Annotated in this window: 1 protein-coding gene; it reads right to left on the bottom strand. The window is 54.5% G+C overall.

The features are described from left to right. On the bottom strand, nucleotides 1-202 hold a 202-nt coding region (locus tag F1003_RS18675; RefSeq protein WP_235898415.1), incomplete at its 3' end, for a hypothetical protein. Nucleotides 203-275: the final 73 nt, after the last annotated feature.

Genomic DNA, 275 nt, shown 5'->3' with positions numbered 1-275 from the left:
AGGCTGCTTTAGAGCGCAGCATCTTTAGTAAGAACTTCGGCTTAACCAGCCGCCAAAGATGCCGTCCCATATTGTCCGGCCCCACACTAAAGAAGAAGCTTGCGCGAACGCCGTAGCGATTGAGCATGTCCAGCAGCGAAGGCACCCCCTTACGGGTGCCGCGGAAGGTATCGACGTCTATGCGCAGGCCGACTTTTCTCATGGCTTCTGTTCCGTGACCTCAACGGTGCGTAAAAAGAAGTCCAGCGTCTCTTCAACGGTCTGGTGCATTTCTA

Source organism: Winogradskyella ouciana, assembly GCF_009709615.1.
GTDB lineage: Bacteria > Bacteroidota > Bacteroidia > Flavobacteriales > Flavobacteriaceae > Winogradskyella > Winogradskyella ouciana.
The sequence above is the reverse complement of the archived record's forward strand: the minus strand, read 5'-3'. Positions and strand labels throughout refer to the sequence as shown.